Source organism: Bacteroidia bacterium, from assembly GCA_016218155.1.
Taxonomy (GTDB): domain Bacteria; phylum Bacteroidota; class Bacteroidia; order Bacteroidales; family GWA2-32-17; genus GWA2-32-17.
Window position 1 is genome coordinate 20,352 of the sequence record JACREQ010000079.1, and the last position, 22,565, is coordinate 42,916.

Consider the following 22,565-nt stretch of genomic DNA (forward strand, 5'->3'; position numbering starts at 1 on the left):
TTGTTTAAACTTCTCTTAATAATAGTTCAAGATTCTCAAATCTTTTTCTGTAATCGTCACAAGATCTTTTAATTATTTCGTGTGCTTCTTTAACTCCAAATGTGTGGGTTATTTCAACTTTTACTTCTTGCCCGGGTAAATCTTTATAAGTTAAAAAATAGTGTTTTAAACGATTAAGAACCAGTTCAGGGCAGTCTGTTATATCTTTATAGTCACCATAAACAGCATCGTTTCTTAATACACAAATAATTTTATCATCAGATTCATTTCCGTCTATCATTCTAAATCCACCAATTGGAATTGCTTGTACTAAAATATCTCCGTGAGTAATAGTTTTTTCGGTTAGTACGCAAACGTCTATTGGGTCGCCATCTCCTTTAATTCCTTTTTTACCCGATTTTTCCATACAGAATTCAGCTACTGACTTTCCGCTATAAGTTTGAGGAAGAAATCCATATAAAGCAGGAACTACATTTGAGTATTTTTGCGGACGATTAATAGTAAGATATCCACTGGTTTTGTCTACTTCATATTTTACCGTATCTGTAGAAACCATTTCAATAAAACAAGTAACACATTCAGGAGATTTCTCACCAATTTCAACACCGTGCCAAGGATGCGATTTATATCTTAGACCCATTAATTTTCCAATAGGATCCATTATTTTATTTGCCATAATTTATAGGTATTTTGCTAATTATTATTTTACAAAATTAATAATTGCTATTTAATAAAAAGCAATTCTCTGTATTTAGGTAATGGCCATAATTCATCGTCAATAAGAGTTTCAAGTTTATCTGCGTGGTAGCGAATGGTTTCAAAGTACGGTTTTACCTTATCACAATACAACATTGATTTCTTGTCAATTTCTTCAATTTGATTTACTTTTTTTCGTTCTTCAATCATTTTGCTAACATCTGACTGAATTCCGTTTATATGATCAGAAATTTCTTTAATTAATTCTAATTGATAATATGCTTTCTTTTTAAATTCTTGCTCTGTGAGTACTTCTTTAAGTCCCCTAACATTTTCTAATAAAAGATTCTGATATTTAATTGCAGTTGGAATTATATGGTTTAGTGCTAAGTCGCCCATTACACGAGCTTCAATCTGGATGATTTTAGTGTACATCTCGTGTTTAATGTGATAACGTGCTTCAAGTTCGCGCATTGAAAAAACACCTGTTTTTGCAAATAAATCTTTTGATTTTTTAGATAAATATGCACTTAATGCTTTTGGTGTTTCTTTTAAATTTGACAAACCGCGCTTTTCGGCTTCTTTAACCCATTCATCACTGTATCCGTTTCCTTCAAAAAGAATATTTTTTGATGAAATAATATAATTTCTCAAAACTTTAATAATGGCTTCATCTTTCTGGTCGTCATTTCCATGCATCATTTTTTCAACATCTGCTTTAAAAATGATAAGTTGATTTGCAACAATTGTATTTAGTACTATCATTGATGGAGAACAATTTGCAGATGATCCCACTGCTCTGAATTCAAACTTGTCGCCGGTAAATGCAAATGGCGAAGTACGGTTTCTGTCCGTATTATCCATTATTATTTGCGGAATTTTGCAAATATTTAATTTTAACACTGTTTTTTCGTCAGGTGTCATTTTATCTTCTTTCACCTTATTAACAATATCATTAAACACCTTAGTAAGATGCTCACCTATGAAAATTGAAATTATTGCAGGTGGAGCTTCGTTCGCACCAAGCCTGTGGTCGTTTCCGGCTGTTGCAATAGCAGCTCGTAACAAATCAGCATGATCATATACTGCTTTTATAACATTAATAAAAATGGCTAAAAACATCATATTGTTTTTAGGAGTTTTGCCCGGACTCAATAAGTTTTTTCCGGTATTAGTAGCTAACGACCAGTTATTATGTTTTCCCGAACCATTTACACCTGCAAAAGGTTTTTCGTGAAGCAGAATTCTGAAATGATGTTTACGTGCAATTCTTGCCATTAAGTCCATAATTAATTGATTGTGATCAATTGCAATATTTACTTCTTCGTATACAGGGGCAAGTTCAAACTGATTAGGTGCAACTTCATTATGCCTTGTTTTTACTGGAATTCCCAGTTTCCATGCTTCAATTTCAAAATCTTTCATGTAAGCAGTAACTCTTTCAGGAATAGAGCCGAAATAATGATCTTCGAGTTGTTGATCTTTTGCTGCTGCATGTCCAAAAAGGCTTCTACCAGTTAAAACTAAATCGGGACGGGCAAAAAATAAAGCTTCATCAATTAAAAAATACTCCTGTTCCCATCCAAGAGTTGGAAAAACTTTTGTAATGTTTTTATCAAAATATTGGCAAACATCAACAGCGGCTTTGTCTAAAAAATTTATTGCTCTTAATAGTGGTGTTTTGTAATCTAAGGATTCGCCTGTATATGAAATAAAAACAGTTGGAATACAAAGTGTACCACTTATAATAAATGCAGGCGATGTGGGATCCCAGGCAGAATATCCGCGTGCTTCAAATGTGTTTCTAATTCCACCACTCGGAAAACTTGAAGCATCTGGTTCCTGCTGAACGAGATTTTTTCCTTCGAATCTTTCTATTGACCTACTTCCTTCTGAAGGAGAGAAGAAAGCATCATGTTTTTCTGCAGTTGCTCCATTTAAAGGTTGAAACCAGTGTGTGTAGTGTGTTGCACCTTTATTCATTGCCCATGTTTTCATTGCAGAAGCAACCTGATCGGCTATTTTTCTGTCGATTATCTGACCAGATTCTATGGTAAGTTGAATTTTTTCGAATGTTTCATGTGGCAATTGCTCACGCAATGCATCCATCCCAAACACTTCACTTCCGAAAATTTCTGAGATCTTTGAAGTGATTTGTGGATTTAAATCAGTATTTCTTGTTAATGCATTTTTTAATGCTTCGTTTCTGAAAATAGTCATAATTGTAATATTTTTTGCAAAACTATAAAAAATATTGAGGTAAAAAATGAAAAAACATATAAAAAATATAAACTACCCCCTAAAAATCATCACATGTTTTAAAAAATATAGAAAAATAATAAATTTAAAAAAATAAAAGATTTTTTATAAAAGCAAAAATAAATATAACCGTAATGCATATCTTGCGTACAAAAAAACAAAGACAAAAAAATGATAAAATTGTTATACTTAATAACGCTTTCCTTTGTCAAATCTCGTTTTGCTCTTTTTTGCTTTTTTGTTTTTTTTCTTTTGATTTCTTCAAATTTATTTTCTCAGAACACATCCAAAACAATATCTGCTCCTGAAAGAGAATGGGAATTATTAAAAGAAGCAAATGGTGTTCAGGTGTTTACTCAGAATGATGAATGCCATGATTTTAAAAACGGAACTCATTACGAGTATATAATACTGAAATTTGTAAATACTACTGTTGATAATAAAAAGATAATGTGGTCTGAAAATTTATTTTATAATGGCATTTGTAGTACTTGTGATGGCAATAGCGATAAAACGGTTTTTGAATTAGAATTAACATCTAAACAAACAAAGCAAGGAGATTGCGGGGTTGACAATAATGATATACTAAGAATTTTTAATCGTTTTTTAAATTATAATGATAAGCCTGTTTTAACAAAGTACGAAATAGTTAACTTTGAAGTAAAATGATGGTAAACTACAAAACATGAAGTAGTGAAAAAGCTTTTTATCAATATTATATTGATTTGCACAACAATAGTACTTTTTGTTGGATTCTCAAATAACGCTTTTTCTCAATGTAACATCATTGCTACAGCCGATAATCAGATTGCAGATACAGTTTATATTTGCGAAGGAGAGCATGTAAAATTACATTCATGGGGTAACTGTGATGATTATTTAATGGATAATAATTTTAATAATGGTTCAATTGGTGCTGGCTGGTCTACAAATGCATCGCCGATGTTTAACAATCCTTGTGTTTCGGGTCCGGATGGGTCAACATGTTTATGGATAGGTCCGGCAACAAATTTTCCTAGAGAATTAGTTACTCTTCCTTTTAATGTAACAACTTCCTGTACTATTTGTTTTGATATGATATATTCTGTGCAAGGTGTTAGCTCTCCTTGCGAAGGGCCGGATTTACCTACTGAAGGCGTTCACTTACAATGGTCAAATAACGGAGGTACTACATGGACTGATATTCAATACTGGTCGCCAAATGGTGGTCACGATCCGGCACTTACCAACTGGCATAATTACTGTTGTAATGTTCCTGTTGCCGGTAACAACGTTCAATTCAGATGGTACCAATCAAATACATCGGGTAATAATTACGATCATTGGGGCATTGATAACGTTGTTATTACTTGTCCTCAGACATCAAATGTTTGGTGGACTGGTCCTGGTGGCTTTACATATAATAACTATCATCCGCCTTCATTTGCACCTACTCAAAATGGATGGTATGTTGTGCATTTAACTGATGGTGTATATATAGGAACTGATTCTATTTACGTTTTAATACATCCACAGTTATATGCAACAATTACTCCTGTAAATCCTACACTTTGTTTTGGACAAACCAGTACTGTAATTTCTGGCATTCCATCAGGAGGAACACCTCCTTATACGTATTTATGGAATACTGGTGCAACAACACAGAGTATAAATGGAGGTCCGGGAACTTATACTTTGTTAGTAAACGATGCTTCAGGATGTACTCCTGTTTCAGTAATGGTTACAATTACATCTTATCCTGTAGCGGTTTCTGCTAATGCAGGTGCTAATCAAATATTATGTAACACAAATACTATTGTTAGTTTAACAGGTACAGTAACAGCGGCAACAGGTGGAATCTGGTCGGGCGGAACAGGTGTTTTTTTACCATCAAATACCTCCTTAAATTGTACTTACACTCCAACCCCTGCTGAAGTTATTGCGGGTAATGTAATTCTTACATTAACTACAACCGGAAATGGAACTTGTCCTGCAGATACTGATAATGTATTGGTTAATTTTGTTTCATTTTCAGAAAACATAACATTTTCAACCAATAATGTTAATTGTTATAACGGAACAAACGGAACTGCTACAGTAAATATTACATCAGGAGTTCCGCCATATACTTATCTTTGGAATACAACACCACAACAAACAGGACAAACTGCTACCGGTCTTACTCAGGGAACTTATTTTGTGACAGTAACAAATGGCAATGGATGTACGAAAATTGCTTCAATAGCGATAACACAGCCACAGCCTCTTACAGCTGTTATTAATTCTACTGATGTTTCATGTTTTGGATTGTCTAATGGAAGTCTTCTGGTGTCTGCCTTTGGTGGCACGCCAGGATATTCTTATAATTGGTCAAATGGATATAATGGATTAAATTTAACAGGAGTAACTGCAGGGAATTATACTGTTACGGTTACAGATGCGAAAGGGTGTACAACGACTGTAACTTCATCTGTAGGTTCGCCGGCATTGTTAACTGTAAATATCAGTAATTCTGTTAATGTTTTTTGTTCTGGTGAAAGTAATGGATCTGCTCAGTTAGCTGTTAATGGCGGAACTCCTGGGTATACTTATTTTTGGTCTTCTGGTGCAGGAACCTCACAAACTGCTTCGGGGCTTATAGCCGGAACTTATTTTGTAACGGTTACTGATTTTAACGGTTGTCAGGCGAATACATCTGTTGTGATTACTCAACCAGATGCGCTAGCAATAGTTCTTTCAACAAGTAATGTTTCTTGTTATGGAGGTAATAACGGAACTGCTTCTGTAATAGTTTCTGGTGGTACACCGAATTATATGTATTCGTGGTCGCCCAATGGTGGGAATACAGCAAATGCAACAGGATTACTTGCAGGAAATTATACTATTACTGTTACTGATAGTAAAGGTTGTCAACAAACAACTGTCGCAGTAATAAGTCAACCGCCACCATTAAGTGTAATGTTAAATAATGTAGCAAATGTTTTGTGTTTTAGTGGCAATAATGGTTCTGCCAGTATATCTGTAAATGGAGGAACACCAGGATATACTTATCAATGGCTTCCAACTGGTGGAAGTTCACCTATTGCAACCGGATTGCCTGCAGGAAATTATATGGTTTCTGTTACAGATGCAAATTTCTGTGTTTCGCAGTTAAATGTATTTGTTTCTCAGCCAAGCTCGGCTTTAACATCAACTTATTCTCAGTCAAATGTAAGTTGTTTCGGTGGACAAACAGGAAGTATTACTGCTAACACAATTGGTGGTACCGGTCCTTATAGTTACTTTTGGCAACCATCCGGGAGTACTACCCAGACTTTGTCAAATATTGGAGCGGGTACATATTTTGTAACAATTTCAGATGCTAATGGGTGTTCATTAACAAATTCTATTAATATAACACAACCAGGGGGGATCTTATTAACAACTAGTACAACGCAGTCAACGTGCGGTTCTTCTAATGGAACAGCAACAGTAACGCCGATTGGTGGAACTCCGCCATTTTCATATTTATGGCAACCGGGAGCTGTAACAACGTCTACAATTAATAATATTTCTTCAGGATTATATAGTGTTACAGTTACTGATTTTTCCGGATGTAGCCAGATTGCGAATGTAGCATTAAATGATGTGTCAGGACCAGTAGTAGCAATGGCAGCAATTCAAAATGTTTCATGCTTTGGTGGACATGATGGAACGGCTACTGTTAATGTTAGTGGTGGTTTGGCTCCATATACCTATTCATGGTCGCCATATGGAGGGAATGGGTCAACGGGAACTGGTCTAGGAGCTGGAACTTTTGTTGTTTTGGTTAATGATGCGAACGGATGTCAGGGAATTGCTGTAACAAATCCCGAAATAACTCAGCCTCCTGCAATTTCAATTTCTTCAACTCAAATTAATATTACATGTACAGGTGCTAATAATGGTTCTGTTAATTTATCTGTAAATGGCGGAACTGCACCATATACATATTTGTGGTCAAACGGACCAACAATTCCAAATCTTACAGGGCTATCTCCGGCTGTATATCAGGTAACAGTTACTGATTCTCATAATTGTCAGGATTTTTACTTTGTAACATTTGTTGAGCCAACTCCATTAAGTGTTTCAATTAACACTTTTCAAAATGTAAGCTGTTTTGGTGGTTTTGATGGTTCAGCAACGGCGTCTGTTTCTGGCGGAACCCCACCTTATAATTTCTCGTGGTCACCAGGTGGAGCAACTTCTCAAACAGCATCTGGATTATCAGCAGGAACGCATACTGTTTATGTAACTGACTCCAGAGGGTGTTCTGGAAGTGCTTCAATTTTCTTGTCACAACCTTCATATTTGTCAATTTTATCAGGTTTTACAAATCCTGAATGCCATAATGGCAATGATGGTTTTGCTTGGGTTTTGGCCGCTGGAGGTACACCACCATATAATTATAATTGGTCACCAATTGGAGGAACCAATGATACAGCATCAAATCTTCAGGCAGGAATTTATTACGTGACAGTAACTGACCAACATTCTTGTCAAAGTTTTGTTCCCGTAATAATTTCACAACCATCTTCAGTGGATATTTCTATTACTAATTATTCAGATGTAAGTTGTTACGGAGGTAGTGATGGTAATGCACTAGCTTCGGTAAGTGGCGGGGTTCCGGCATATACTTATAATTGGTCAACAGGAAGTAATTCACCTGGAATTACAGGCTTAACTCCTAACACATACTTTGTTACAGTTACTGACTCAAAGGGATGTTTTGATACTTCTTCTGTTGTAATTCACGCTCCATTATTAGGTTTATCCGTTAACGCTACTGCACAGAACATTTCCTGTTATGGTATGTCTGATGGCACAGCAACTGCTGTTGCTTCAGGTGGGACTTCACCTTATTCATATGTTTGGGTTCCGGCAAGCCAGTTTACAGCAACAGCTTCTAACTTAATATCTGGAACATATACTATTTCTGTAACTGATATAAATGGTTGTCAGATTACTACAAGTATTTCGTTATCACAGCCTCAACCATTAGTTGTAACTGCAAATGAGGATTTGTCTGTAAGTTGTTATAGTACAAATACAGGTGCTGCATCTGCAATTGTGTCGGGTGGAACCCCACCATATAATTATAATTGGAATACTATACCGGCTCAAACAACTTCAAATGTTACCGATATTTATTCAGGCAACTATAATGTTTCAATAACTGATGCAAACGGATGTACATCTTCATCATCAATTATTGTTTCTGAACCAACTGCACTTACTGCAGTATTGGTATCGCATTCAGATGTTTCTTGTCATGATGGTTCAAATGGAATTGCTACTGTAGGTGCTACAGGTGGAACTCCGCCTTATAATATTACATGGGGAACAACTCCTCAGCAATCAGGACAAACTGCAACCGGACTGGTTTCTGGCTCATATTCAGTAACAGTTACTGATAATAATGGATGTTTATCAACTATTGTTACAACAATTAGCAACCCAACACAGGTTAATGCTAATGCAACAGGTCAGAATGTTATTTGTTTAGGTGAATCTACTACATTAACAGCGGTTGGTTCAGGTGGTGCTGGTAATTATTTATATTACTGGAATCATGGATTAGGGTTAGGAAATACTAAAACGGTATCGCCTGTTACTGAAACTACATATATAGTTAATGCATATGATCAGAATGGTTGTCCGGGAATAGGTGATACAATTACTGTATTTGTTAAAACATTATTTCCACAAGATGTTGATATACTCGTAAATTCTCCTGTTTGTGCAGGTACTCAAACTACAGTTTATTCAACTTCTACAGTAGGAATGTTTGATACTTTAACATATGCTTGGAATAATGGATTAGGACCTGGCGAAGGGCCATTTATAGTTGCGCCACAACAGGAAACAACGTACATAATAACTGTTACAAATACTTGTGGTTTTTCTGTAATTGACTCTGTTCATCTTTATTTTGCACCACCACCTACAATATATTTTAATGCAGATGCCACTCAGGGTTGTGAGCCACTTACAATTAATTTCACAGATAGTTCGTTTACAACTTTTGATGATATAAGTTCATGGACATGGCATTTTAGTGATGGAACATCATCAACCCTTCAACACCCTACTCATACATTTGCTACATCTGATACATTTTATGTTTCACTTGATCTTGAAACTCAGGGAGGGTGTGTTTCAAGTTCAGCTACCTATCCTTTGGAAGTTTATGTTTTTCCAAATCCATCAGCATCTTTTACTGTAAATGCAACAACTCTTTACTTGCCTAACGATCCCGTTGTTTGTACAAATACTTCAATTGGTGGGGTGGGTTATCTTTGGAATTTTGGTGATGGAAATACTTCAGTACAGGATAATCCAACACATAATTATATGAATCTGGGGCAATTTACTATTAGTCTCGTAACAGTTAACACATATGGATGTACTGATACTTCTTCAATATTGGTAAATGCTACAGGAGATATTATTTTCCCGAATGCATTTACTCCTGATCCTAACCATGCATCTGGTGGTACGTATGATCCGACTGATTTAACAAATCATGTTTTCTTTCCATTTGCGACAGGAATAACTGAATTTAAAATGCTTATTTTTAACAGGTGGGGTGAATTAATATATGAAACAAATGATGTAAATATTGGCTGGGATGGTTATTACAGAGGACAACTATGTCAGGAAGATGTTTATGTTTTTAAAGCTTCTGCTTCTTTTATTGATGGCAGAAAAGTAGATAAAGTAGGAGATATATTGTTATTAAGATGATGCGAAAAATTATTATATTATTGTTTGTTTTATTGATACAGTTTTCCGTGTCATTTGCACAGGATTTACAATTAACTCAATTTTATGCTTCTCCAATTTATTTAAACCCTGCTTTTGCAGGTGCTAATGCCGATTCACGTTTGGCAACAACATACAGAAATCAATGGGCTTCTTTGCCCGGAGCATTTAATTCTTTCCTATTGTCTTATGATTATTATTTAAGTAATTTCAGAAGTGGAGTTGGAGTATTATTGACAAGTGATAAGGCTGGTTCTGCAGGTTTTGGCAATAATACTGTAGGCTTGAATTATGCTTACGATTATAAGTTTACTCGAGTATGGACTGCATCATTAGGTATTAGAGCAACATATGGTTATCGTTCGTTAGATTTTAACAGATTGGTTTTTGGAGATCAGATTTCAAGGGGAGCATCAACTTCTATTCAGGCACCAACTCCTGAGAAAGTTCATTATATGGATTTTTCAACTGGAGCATTAGTGTTTTCAAAAAATCAATGGGTAGGAATAACATTTAATCATATAAACAGACCAAACGAATCTTTTTTAAGTAAAAAAGCGCCGTTGCCTGTAAAAGGATCTTTACACGGAGGGGTAAATTTCTTGCTTGAAAACCATGGTGGTGAGGGTCGTAAAAACGAAAAGCCAACTATTACAGTTGCATTTCAATATCGTTTTCAAAAAGAATTTGATCAGGCAGATGTTGGAGTATATTATAAAAGACAATATTACTTTCTTGGAGTATGGTATAGAGGAATTCCTGGTTTTAAAGCTTATAAGCCAGGTTATTCTAATCACGATGCTGTTGCATTAATGATAGGTGGTGTTTATAAAGATTTAATAATCGGTTATAGCTATGATATAACAATATCTAAACTAACAATGGCTTCTGGTGGTTCGCATGAGATTTCTTTAAATTACCAATTTATTAATCCTAAAAAACCTAAGCATCATAGGACTAAAATAATTCCTTGTCCGAAATTTTAGAAAACTATTTGCCTGTTGTTATAACCTTAAATTCTATACGACGATTCATTGCACGACCCTCTTCATCTTTATTAAAGCCAATGGGACGGGTTTGTCCGAATCCTTTAACTGTTAATCTTTCTGCTTTTATTCCTTTTGAGATACAATAATCAGCAACTGCCTGGGCTTGTTTTTCTGAGAGTGTCATGTTTTCTGCAGGTTCTCCTTTATTATCTGTATGCCCTTGAATTTCTATTGTTATTTTTTTGTTTACTTTTAAAAATTCAACAAAGCGATTAAGTTCAGGATACGATTCTTTTTCAAATTCTGCAGATTTCTTTTTAAAGAATAAGTTATTAATTCTAACTACCTGTGATTCCATAACAGGTGCCATAAATAAATTTTGTTCTTCAATTTCGGTATATTCTTTAAGGTCGGTTACGTCAAGATTTTTTGTTACAGAGTAAAAACCTTCAGCCATTGCCATATATCCATATTTTTTACCGAAAGGAAGTATTATTTTATATTCTCCGTTTGAAGGGTCAGTACGGGCAATGCCAGCTTCGGTTCCATCTGGTAATAGCTCCCAAATTACTCTGGCTTCAAGTGGCTCCATACTTCTTTCGTTTACTACTTTACCAGAAATGAGAACAACAGGTTGGCTTCCTTGCGAAAATGCAAGGATTGAAAAAAAACAGAGCATTGCTAGAAGGTATATTGTTTTCATTTTTGCAATTTAATGGCTTAAAATTAAAATTAAGTTTGAAAATAAAAAAGTATAATCTAAAAAGTTTAGCTTGAATTAATTTAACCAGCCCATCCTTCCCTGTCAAGGCTTCTGTATTGAATAGCTTCAGCAAGGTGATGTGTTTTTATATTTATTTCGTTTTCTAAATCAGCAATTGTTCTTGAAACTTTTAATATTCTATCATAGGCACGAGCCGATAATCCTAGTCGAGTCATAGCATTTTTTAGTAATTCGGTTCCTGCTGTATCTATTTTGCAGTATTGATGAAATAATTTGGAGTTCATTTGTGAATTACTATGAATTCCGGATATATCTTTAAAACGATCTTCCTGAATTTTACGCGCTGTTATAACACGTTCCCGAACAGAAGCACTTGTTTCACTTTTTTGTTGTTCTGAAGTTAATTTTTCAAATGGTACAGGTACAACTTCTAAATGAATATCTATCCTGTCTAAAAGCGGACCAGAAATTCTGCTTAAATATTTTTGCACAACACCAGGCGAACAAACACATTCTTTTTCAGGGTGATTGTAAAATCCACACGGACAAGGATTCATTGAAGAAACAAGCATAAAACTTGCAGGATATTCAACTGTGAATTTTGCACGGCTTATTGTTACAACCCTGTCTTCAAGTGGCTGACGCATTACTTCAAGTACAGTTCTTTTAAATTCTGGTAATTCATCTAAAAATAAAACACCGTTATGTGCTAACGAAATTTCCCCTGGTTGTGGAAAAGTACCTCCACCAACGAGGGCTACATCCGAAATTGTGTGGTGTGGTGAACGAAAAGGTCTTCTTGTCATTAGAGAAGTATCTTTCTCTATTTTTCCTGCAACAGAATGAATTTTTGTGGTTTCTAAAGCTTCTTGTAAAGTAAGTGGTGGAAGTATTGTTGGAATTCTTTTAGCTAGCATTGTTTTGCCAGCACCCGGAGGTCCTATCATTATAATGTTATGACCACCTGCAGCTGCAATCTCCAAAGCACGTTTCACAGATTCCTGACCTTTCACATCTGCAAAATCGAAATCATATTTATCGTAATTATTATAAAATTCTTCACGAGTATTTACAATAACAGGTTTTAACTCACTTTTATCTTCAAAAAAATCAATAACTTCTTTAAGATTATTTACACCATAAACTTCTAAACCGTTAACTACAGCAGCTTCACGAGCATTTGTTTCGGGTAAAATAAATCCTTTAAATCCTTCTTCTTTTGCTTGAATAGATATGGGTAAAGCTCCTTTTATTGGTTGTAAACTTCCATCCAAAGAAAGTTCGCCCATAATAACGTAATCTTTTAGCTTATCGCCATTAATTTGTCCAGATGCTGCTAGAATTCCAATTGCTAGAGGTAAGTCATATGCAGAACCTTCTTTACGTAAATCTGCAGGAGCTAAATTTATTATAAGTTTTTGTCCAGGTCTTCTATAGCCATTAGTTTTTAATGCCGATTCAATTCTTTGTAAGCTTTCTTTAACTGCATTATCAGGAAGCCCGACTAAATAATATTTCATTCCTTGAGTTGCATTCACCTCAACAGTAATGGTAGTGGCATTTATGCCATGAACAGCACTTGCATAAGCTTTAACAAGCATGAAAATTTATTTTTTTTTGTAAACCTATATTAATTTTAAAACTTAAGCAAGAAACCATTTTGTAAAAGTTAATTATTGAAAAAGAAGCTTATATTTCATTTCAGCAACTTTCCAATCTTCAAGGGTGTCAATGTCGTGAGCTTCCAGTTCTGATAATACAATTGCTCCAGAATTATCAGAAAACAGCTTTTTTTGAATGTTAAATGCATCCGTTTTCATCCAGTAAAACTGACCACTATCATGATAGGAAGGAGATAAATCTTGTGATCTTTTATTTAAATTTTCAGGCCAAATCATACTAATTTTTCCGTTTTCGATTTTAAGTGAACGTTGAATGGGATAGCTATACTGCAGAACCGGAAATACAGAATCAAATTTACCATTGTTTAATAATTCAAAACCTTCAAGAAGCCTACCTTGGTTTGTAAATGGTGCGGTAGGAAAAATAACACAAAAAACATCAAATTCTTTGCCTGCTTGTTTGTATGTTGTTAGAACTTCATCAACTACTTCAGCAATATGTGCAGTATCATTTGCAGTTTTATGGCTTCTTAAAAAAGGAACAACAGCTCCTGCATTTACTGAGATTTCAGAGATCTCAATATCGTCAGTTGAAACCATTATTTCATTGAATAAGTTTGATTTTATAGCTGTTTCAATGGAGTATTGTATTATAGGTTTTCCTAAAAATGGAATAATGTTTTTTCTTGGAATTCGTTTACTACCACCACGTGCCGGTATAATTGCTAATGTTCTCATGTTAAGAATACGTTATTCTTATTTTTATTTATAAAAAAACTGAGGTTAAATTGTCTATTACAAAACTATGTAAAATTTATAGAATTCATTAAAAAAAGGCTTTAAATATTATAAAGCCAATATCATCAGTTTAAATAATAATAGTCTTTAGTCAATTATGTAAAATACCCTTACTTTTGTAAATAAAAAGATCTGTTTAAAATTTATGCGATTTATTTTCTTACTTTTTTTACTGTTTCCTGTTTTTATTTATTCCTGTCAGAATAAAGAGAAAGCATCAAATGATGGGATAAAATTTAATAAAGATACTAATGATGTTATTGAGTTATTAAAGCTAGTAAATCAATATTCTATTTCAAATCCAAAACTTGCTAAAGAAAAAGGAAATGAGGCAATTACTTTATCACAATCTATAGATTATAAAAAGGGATATGTAAACTCATTATTAAATTTGGGTCAGGTTTATATGAAAGGTAATGAATATGTAATGGCTAAGCGATATTTTATGTCGGCATTAATGTATTCAAAAGAAAATGAATTGATTTTGCTTGAGCCCAAATGCCTTGGAAGTCTTGGAATAGTGTCCGAGAAATTATGCAATTATCCAGAGAGTATTGATTATTATGAAAATTGCAGAAAGGCATTTGAAAAAACAAATGATACTGTTGGTATAATTAAAGCTCTTATAAATATAGGAAATGTATATAAAGCAATAGGAGATGATTCAAAGTCAGCAAATGTTTTGCTTGAAGCAATAAAAATGGCGGAAAGAAATAATAATGAGAGCATAAAAGGAGTTGCCTTAAATAATCTTAGTATTTTATATCAGGAAAGAGGAAAAAATGAGGAAGCTTTAAAATCCTTCTTTCAGATTTCTGAAATTAATATAAAAACTGGTGATAGCTCTGGTCTTTCTGATTCATATAATAATATTGGTATTACTTATCAGAGTTTAAAAAATAATGATTTGGCACTTAAATATTATTTAAAGTCAGCAGAAATAAGGCAAAGAATGAATGATAAAACTGGTTTGGCAATCTCATTTAATAACATAGGGTCTTTAAGGTATGATGCAAAGGATTATAAATCGGCACTTGATTATTTTAAAAAAGCATATGAAATAACACAAGAGACTCAGGATTTGTTACCATCCAGTAAATATTTAAAGAATATTAGTGATGCATATAGTAAACTTGGAAAATTTAATGAAGCAATAGATTGCTTAAATAAAAGTTTAGATATAGCAAACAGAATTGGCGCTAGTTCTGAAAAATCAACAACTTTAAATGCATTATCAGAAGTATACATTCAAATTAATGATTATAAATCAGCATATAATTATTTTAAAGCATTTAGTTTATATAATGATTCAATAAAAATTCATGAAAATAACAAAGCGATTGAAGAAATGAAAGGGCTTTATGAGTCCGAAAAAAAAGAACAGCAAATATATAAACTGGAAACAGAGAAAAAATCGGCAAAGCTCACAAATATATTGCTTTATGGTTTAGCATTTTTGTTAATAGTTATTGGAGTTCTAACATTCTTGTGGCAAAGAAATAAAAACATAAAAAACCGACAAAATGCTGAGTATAGCCACTCCTTAATGGAAGAAAAGCTAACAGTTGCAAAACTTGAACAGCAGAACCTTAAACAGGAATTGGAATATAAAGAAAAGGAATTGGTAAATATGGCTTTATATATAATTCAGAAAATAGAATTTATTGAATTGTTAAATAATGAATTAAAAGCTCTTCAAAAGGATTCAAAAGGTGAAAAAAACGAAATTGTAAATAAGCTTTCACAACTAATTTCTGCAAATGTAAAGCTTGACAAGGAAAGGTTGGATTTTCAATTACATGTAGAGAATGTAAACCAATCATTTTTTATAAAACTCAAAGAAAAATTTCCAACTATCACCGAGAACGAGAAAAAATTATCTGCATTATTGAGAATTAATTTGACATCAAAAGATATTGCTTCTATATATAATATTTCACCGTCAAGTGTTGATATGAATCGTTACAGATTAAGAAAAAAACTAAACTTAAATTCTGACGAAAATCTAGGTGAATTTTTGAATAATATATAAATTTTAAAAACATCATTTTTCTATTTGTAAGAACCAAAGCAACATAGATTGTTTGGTGTATGGATATTTTATTGCATTGTATAGATAGTATATAGGTATAAAAAAGCGATTGTTGTTTTATTCAGACGTACTTTTGTCCTAGAAATTTTTCAAAAAAATTAATTATGAAAACAAAGCTTAAAATTTTTGCATTAGGATTACTTTCTTTCACTGCAGTATTTTTTAACTCATGTAAGAAAGACAAAACAGAAGAAACAACTGATACTACTAAAAAGTATGTGTTGGTTATAGAAAATGGCGCACAAACAATGTCACCTGATGGGCATATTACTTATACCGCTGTTTTAGTTGATGTTAATGGCGCTGTGTCACCTGCAACAGGGATTACTTGGACCTCTTCAAGTACAACTATTGCAACAATTAATACTGCAGGTGTTGTGACAGCAGTTTCTACTGGCGAAGTAAAAATTACTGGTTCAGTTACTAAAGATAATGTTACATATTCAGCATCTGTTCCATTAGGAATAAGTATTCCATCTGCTTTTGCAGTTGCACCATCTGCAATTGTTTGGAATAAAGGAGATAATCTTCAGTTAGAATCTGTTTATATGTCTACAACTGGTGTTACAAATCCAACTTGTACTTACGAATCAAGTAATACTGCAATTGCAACAGTTTCTTCAACCGGATTGGTTACTTTTGTTGAAGTTGGTGAGTGTCACATAACTGTTACAGCAACAAGTATTCAGGGTAATCCTGTTGTAACTGTACCTGTTCTCGTTATTGGTATTCCGGAAGTTGCAATTCCGATTATCAGAATTGAAGTTAATCCTCCTTCAAAAGATTTATTTAAAAATGAAACTCAGCAGTTGGCAGCTAAAGCATTTAAAGGTGATGGTACTGAAGCAACCGGAATCTCATTTACATGGAATTCTACAGATCCAGCAATTGCAAGTGTTAGCAGTACAGGATTGGTAACACCGTTAAAAACAGGAACAACTTATATTCAGGCAAAAGCTGATGGAATTATTGGTCAGGCAGAAATTACTGTTAACTCAGATACATTGGTTGTTGTAACTCCATTTTACACATCTATACCTGCAGGCGGAACAAAACAATTTACAGTACAGGCATATCATATTACAAGAACCTCTTCTGCACCTTATACCGGAATTACATTTGATTGGCAAATTCCTACTTATGGTTTTCCTATGTTTGACATTGCAACAGTAAATGCTACAGGACTTGTAACATTAAAATCAAATGCTTTTGCAGGAATGTCAACTTTTGTAATGGCTTACGATCATAATAATCCATGGGTTGGAAGCGTAGGTACAATAATGGTTGGAATTGCCGATGACTGTGATTGTGGCTCTGGAAATTCATCTGTAAATAGCATTCAGGTGGCTAATGGAAGCACAATAAATATGACAATGATTTCTGGGGTTCCTGTTCAGCTTAATGTTACAGCACTGGATGCAGTTGGTGGAACTGTTGCTAGTCCAAATTTAGTATATTGTTCGGATAATATTTTGGTTGCCAGTGTTGATGCGAACGGTCAGATTATTGCTGCAGGTGAAGGCGATGCAGTTATTAAAATTTGCTCAGGCACATATGCAGAAACAACTGTAAATGTTCATGTAACATTAATGAAATAATATGTTATTTTTAATCAAAAAAGGGAAGAAAATTAATTTCTTCCCTTTTTTGTTTCTTTATTAATGTTATTTGCTTTTACTAAATTTTCTTTTTCATAAACCCGCTTAGCCACAAAAAAATAAATGTAAATAACCCGTTTATTATAAGCAGTTCATAACCCAGTTCATATCCGTTAAAAAGTTGCTTAGAGTAAGTGCTTAGAAAAAAGCAAATTACAGGAGAAAGAATAGCAATAACTGGAACAATTTTATCTGAAACAGGTCTTTTGGTAAATAAACCAAAGCTGTATAACCCCAAAAGTGGACCATAAGTATAACCTGCAACAGTGAGAAGTTTGCCGATAACTGCCTGGTCGTTAATTGCCCTGAAAACTACAATTATAATTAATAAGAGCAAAGCAAATGAAAGATGAACTTTGTATCTTGTGTTACGGATTTGTTTTTCTTCCAGCTTTCTTTTATTTAATCCTAAAAAATCGACACTAAAAGAAGTTGTAAGAGAGGTTAAAGCACCGTCGGCACTTGGGAAAGCTGCAGAAATTAATCCAATCAGAAATATTATTCCAACAGCCGGACTAAAATATTTTAGTGCTAACAAAGGGTAAAGATCATCTGTTGTTTTTGGAACAGTAATATTGTTTGCACCGGCATACATATAAAGTATTGCTCCTAAAAATAAAAACATAAATATTACAAACACCATAATTATTGAAAATGTAAACATGTTTTTTTGTGCATCACGTAAACTTTTACAACTTAAATTTTTCTGCATCATCTCCTGATCAAGTCCAGTCATTGTAATGGTAATAAACATTCCGGCAAAAAATTGTTTTAAAAAATGTCGTTTGTCGTTCCAGTCATCTGCAAAAAACATATCTGACATATTTGATAATCTTACATTATCGATAAGTTGTGGGAAGCTTATATTCATTTCTGATGAAATAAAAACAATAGTTAAAACTACTGCTGTAAGCATGCCTACAGTTTGTAAAGAATCTGTCCAGACCAGTGTTTTTACTCCGCCCTGATAAGTATATAAAATTACTAAAACTATAAAAATTAAAACTGTTACCCAGAATGGAACATTCCATGCATCAAAAACAAAAATTTGTAATACGTTAATTACAATATACATTCTGAACGAAGCACCTAAACTTCTTGAAATAATAAAGAAAAATGCACCTGTTTTATAAGACCAGAAACCAAATCTGGTCTCAAGATATGAGTAAATAGAAGTTAGATTTAATTTATAATATAAAGGTAACAAAACAGTTGCTATAACAATATATCCAAATAAATATCCAAAAGCCATCATCATGTACGAAAACTGTGTAGAACCAACCCAACCGGGAACAGACATAAATGTAACACCAGACAGTGAAGTGCCAATCATTCCGAATGCAACAACAAACCATGGTGATTTTTTGTTTGCGTTAAAAAATGTATGTGAAGTAGCTCCTTTTGATGTAAAATATGCAATTGCCATTAAAACAACAAAATATACTGCGATTATGGAAAAAACTAATATTGAACTCATGCTAAACTATTTACAATTTATAATTATTGTTTTATTTTTCACCATCTATAATTACAATTATACATATTTGAAGTCTATTTCTTATTACATTTGCATTAAATTATCCCCAATTTTATGAACCCTTCAGGTTATCCCTCTAAACTACTTGAAAAAGCAGTAAATGAATTCTCAAAGCTTCCCGGTATTGGACAAAAAACCGCTTTTCGTCTTGTAATGCATTTATTAAAACAGGGCAAACTTCCAGTTTTTGAATTTGCAACATCGTTAACAACTCTTGCTGACGAAATTAAATATTGTAAATCTTGCCATAATATTTCCGATAATGATATTTGTGAAATTTGTAGTGATGGTCGTAGAGATAATGGTTTACTCTGTGTTGTTGAGTCGGTTAAAGATGTAATGGCTATTGAAAATACTCATCAGTTTAAGGGTGTTTATCATGTTCTTGGAGGTTTAATTTCGCCAATGGATGGTGTTGGACCATCTGATTTAAATATTTCTACGTTGGAAGAAAAAGCTGCTTCTGGTAATTTTCGGGAAATAATTCTTGCGCTAAGTACTACTATGGAAGGAGATACTACAAATTATTATGTGTATAAAAAACTTAGTCGTTTTGAAGTTGAGATAACAACTATCGCACGCGGTGTTGCAATCGGAGACGAGTTGGAATATGCTGATGAGGTAACTTTAGGTAAATCAATTACAAACCGAGTACATTTTGAGATGACAGTTAAAGGTTAACTGTATTTAATTCCTATTCATTTTAAACAAAGTTAAATCTTAAGTGAACCTAATTGTATTAAATTCAAAAATGATACTTTTGCAAAAAAAAATAAAAATCATGAAAAAAACATTTTTTATTATACTTGTTTTAATATCAGGTATATCAATTAATATTAAATCTCAGGAAATGAAAAAAGGGACTAACTTTTTAAGTCTGGGTGTTGGTCCAAGTCTTAATTATTATCATTTTTCTGCTGTTGGAACCTTTGGAGGAACTCCGGCTGTTAGAGTTTCATTTGATCATGGGTTTAAAAAAATTGGTCCGGGAACATTAGCTTTTGGTGGATTAGTTGGTTCATTTGCAAAAACATATAAGGGAATATATACTGATGGAATTTGGCCTGTAGTAAACACATACAATTATACTCAACACTACGTATATTTAGTTGTTGCCTTCAGAGCTGCATATTACTATAACTTTGGTAAGCTAATTAATACTCCTGAATTAAATGCATATGCAGGATTTGCAACAGGTGTTAGACAAAGATTTTATAGTTATTCGGGTCCTGCTGCATATAAGCCATCTTACCAGGGTGGAGCTGATTTTCATACTGCAGCATTTGCAGGAGCAAATTATTTTGTAACTAAAAAGATTGCATTTTTTACAGAGTTTGGTTATGATATTAGCTATTTTACTGCTGGAGTAACATTTCATTTATAATTATTTTTATTTTTGTTCGTTTGATACAACAATCAAACTTTCATGTTAATTGTATATTTTTACCCGTTGATATTTTAACTGGTTGAAACTTTCCGTAATCATAGTAAACTATAATGTAAAGCACTTTTTAGAGCAGTGCTTACATGCTGTCATAAAGGCTGCAAAAAGCATTGAAACAGAAATATTTGTTATAGATAACCGTTCTGTGGATGGATCCTGTGCAATGGTTAAGGAAAAATTCCCTAATGTTATTTTAATTGAGAATACCGAAAACTTAGGGTTTTCAAAAGCAAATAACCAGGCAATTAATAAATCTAAAGGGGAATATGTTTTATTGCTAAATCCCGATACTGTTGTTGAAGAAGATACTTTTGTTAAAGTTGTTGAATTTATGGATTTGCATCCTGAGGCCGGTGGTCTTGGAGTAAAAATGATCGATGGAAAAGGGAATTTTTTGCCCGAATCAAAACGAGGATTGCCAACGCCTTCAGTAGCTTTTTATAAAATATTTGGATTGTCAAAATTGTTTCCAAAATCAAAAACATTTAGCAAATATCACTTAGGAAATTTAAGTAAGGACGAAAATCACGAAATAGAAATTCTATCTGGCGCATTTATGCTTATGCGAAAAGAAGCACTCGATAAAACTGGTTTACTTGATGAGTGTTTTTTTATGTATGGCGAAGATATAGATCTTTCGTATAGACTGATATTAGCCGGTTACAAGAATTATTATTTTTCAAAAACTACAATTATTCATTATAAAGGTGAGAGCACAAAAAAAGGAAGCATAAATTATGTTCGAATGTTTTATAATGCAATGTCAATATTTGCAAGAAAACATTTTTCAAAAGGAAATGCTAATATATTTTCTGTTTTAATTTCGATTGCAATATGGTTTAGGGCAGCATTAGCATTGGCAACACAGTTTTTTAAAAGCATGGCAACTCCTGTTTTTGATGGAGCTGTTATTTATTCTGGGTTCTATGTGATAACAAAATACTGGGAAGAATATAAATATCATGGTGATGGAAGTTATCCTCTGATGTTTTTAAAATATGTTGTGCCGGTATATATTTTACTATGGGTGTTTTCGATTTTTTATTTGGGTGGATATTCCAGACCGGTTAAGATTAAAAATGTATTTAAAGGAATTGGATTTGGAATATTGTTAGTATTAGTTTTTTATGCATTGTTGAGTGAAACAATGCGATTCTCAAGAGCTATTTTATTAATAGGAATGCTTTGGACCGTTATTGCAGTTCCTGCATTTCGGTTTTTACTCCATTTTTCAGGAATCTCTGTTTTTAAACTACACAAATACAGAAAGAAACGAATTGTCTTAGCGGGAAGTATAGAAGAATGTACGCGTGTTGAGCAGCTTTTAAAAAATACAGGATTGCAATTTGATTTAATAGGATTTGTTACAACAAATGGCCTAATTGCAAATGACAAGTTTATTGGAGGTTTGGATGAGTTAACAGAGATTGCTCAGATAAACCGTATTGATGAAATTGTTTTTTGTTCTCGCGATATTCCTTCTGCAAATGTAATAAGAAGCATGGTAAATCTTTCGGCATTTAATATTGATTATAAAATTGCCGGTCCCGAGAGTATTGCTATAATCGGTAGTAATTCAATCGACACAGCAGGTGATTTGTATGAAGTGCATTTTAATTCAATTGCAAGCGAACTTAATCGTCGCAATAAACGACTTATTGATATTACATTTTCAATTTTACTTTTGGTTTTTCTACCCGTTGTATTATTTTTTGTAAAGAATCCGTTTGGGATGTTCAAAAATATTGCCTTGGTTTTAGCGGGGTTAAAAACATGGGTTGGTTATATTAATAATCAAAGAAATAATATGCTGCCTAAACTTAAACCGAGTATATTAAATCCGGAACCTAAAAATCAGAGTATCGAAATAAATTCTGATATTATTGCCCAAATGAACTTATTATATGCAAAAGATTACAAAGTAACTATTGACATTGCATGTATGTTTAAGAAATTCAGAGAAATTGGAAATTTAAATAAATAA

The 22,565-nt window shown here is 33.3% G+C and carries 14 protein-coding genes; 8 read left to right on the plus strand and 6 right to left on the minus strand.

Annotated elements, in window-relative coordinates:
• Positions 1-4: 4 nt before the first annotated feature.
• Entirely contained in the window at positions 5-676 is a 672-nt protein-coding gene (locus HY951_14525; GenBank protein MBI5541278.1) for an inorganic pyrophosphatase, read from the minus strand.
• A gap of 47 nt (positions 677-723) precedes the next feature.
• Positions 724-2,916, minus strand: a complete 2,193-nt coding sequence (locus HY951_14530; GenBank protein MBI5541279.1) for a glutamine synthetase III — start codon at positions 2,914-2,916, stop codon at positions 724-726.
• 210 nt (positions 2,917-3,126) lie between these two features.
• Between HY951_14530 and HY951_14535 the strand changes: the two genes are divergently transcribed.
• Genes HY951_14535 through HY951_14545 form a run of 3 tightly spaced genes read left to right on the plus strand, consistent with a single transcriptional unit; the run spans position 3,127 to position 10,703 of the window.
• Complete coding sequence (locus HY951_14535) at positions 3,127-3,624, plus strand: hypothetical protein (GenBank protein MBI5541280.1); 498 nt, start codon at positions 3,127-3,129, stop codon at positions 3,622-3,624.
• A 24-nt stretch (positions 3,625-3,648) separates the two neighbouring features.
• Positions 3,649-9,699: a gliding motility-associated C-terminal domain-containing protein gene (locus HY951_14540; GenBank protein ID MBI5541281.1), complete on the plus strand. Its 6,051-nt coding sequence runs from the start codon at positions 3,649-3,651 to the stop codon at positions 9,697-9,699.
• Between the two features lie 32 nt (positions 9,700-9,731).
• Complete coding sequence (locus HY951_14545) at positions 9,732-10,703, plus strand: PorP/SprF family type IX secretion system membrane protein (GenBank protein ID MBI5541282.1); 972 nt, start codon at positions 9,732-9,734, stop codon at positions 10,701-10,703.
• Positions 10,704-10,707: 4 nt separating this feature from the next.
• On the opposite strand, the gene HY951_14550 is transcribed toward HY951_14545, so the two are convergent.
• The 3 genes from HY951_14550 to pseF form a co-directional block, all read right to left on the minus strand.
• Entirely contained in the window at positions 10,708-11,409 is a 702-nt protein-coding gene (locus HY951_14550; protein MBI5541283.1) for an OmpA family protein, read from the minus strand.
• A gap of 80 nt (positions 11,410-11,489) precedes the next feature.
• The gene (locus HY951_14555; GenBank protein ID MBI5541284.1) at positions 11,490-13,031 is read right to left on the minus strand and encodes a YifB family Mg chelatase-like AAA ATPase; all 1,542 of its coding nucleotides are present in this window, start codon (positions 13,029-13,031) and stop codon (positions 11,490-11,492) included.
• Between the two features lie 72 nt (positions 13,032-13,103).
• The gene (gene pseF / locus HY951_14560; GenBank protein ID MBI5541285.1) at positions 13,104-13,790 is read right to left on the minus strand and encodes a pseudaminic acid cytidylyltransferase; all 687 of its coding nucleotides are present in this window, start codon (positions 13,788-13,790) and stop codon (positions 13,104-13,106) included.
• 205 nt (positions 13,791-13,995) lie between these two features.
• On the opposite strand from pseF, the gene HY951_14565 reads away from it, so the two are divergent.
• Both HY951_14565 and HY951_14570 read left to right on the plus strand, forming a co-directional pair.
• Complete coding sequence (locus HY951_14565) at positions 13,996-15,882, plus strand: tetratricopeptide repeat protein (protein MBI5541286.1); 1,887 nt, start codon at positions 13,996-13,998, stop codon at positions 15,880-15,882.
• A gap of 164 nt (positions 15,883-16,046) precedes the next feature.
• Complete coding sequence (locus HY951_14570) at positions 16,047-17,540, plus strand: Ig-like domain-containing protein (protein ID MBI5541287.1); 1,494 nt, start codon at positions 16,047-16,049, stop codon at positions 17,538-17,540.
• Between the two features lie 79 nt (positions 17,541-17,619).
• On the opposite strand, the gene HY951_14575 is transcribed toward HY951_14570, so the two are convergent.
• Positions 17,620-19,077, minus strand: coding sequence for a sodium:solute symporter (locus HY951_14575; GenBank protein MBI5541288.1), 1,458 nt, complete (start codon positions 19,075-19,077; stop codon positions 17,620-17,622).
• A 114-nt stretch (positions 19,078-19,191) separates the two neighbouring features.
• Between HY951_14575 and recR the strand changes: the two genes are divergently transcribed.
• From recR to HY951_14590, 3 genes are all read left to right on the plus strand, one after another.
• On the plus strand, positions 19,192-19,818 hold the full coding sequence (gene recR / locus HY951_14580; GenBank protein MBI5541289.1) for a recombination protein RecR: 627 nt from the start codon (positions 19,192-19,194) through the stop codon (positions 19,816-19,818).
• Positions 19,819-19,918: 100 nt separating this feature from the next.
• Positions 19,919-20,521: a hypothetical protein gene (locus tag HY951_14585; GenBank protein ID MBI5541290.1), complete on the plus strand. Its 603-nt coding sequence runs from the start codon at positions 19,919-19,921 to the stop codon at positions 20,519-20,521.
• A gap of 82 nt (positions 20,522-20,603) precedes the next feature.
• Complete coding sequence (locus HY951_14590; GenBank protein MBI5541291.1) at positions 20,604-22,565, plus strand: glycosyltransferase; 1,962 nt, start codon at positions 20,604-20,606, stop codon at positions 22,563-22,565.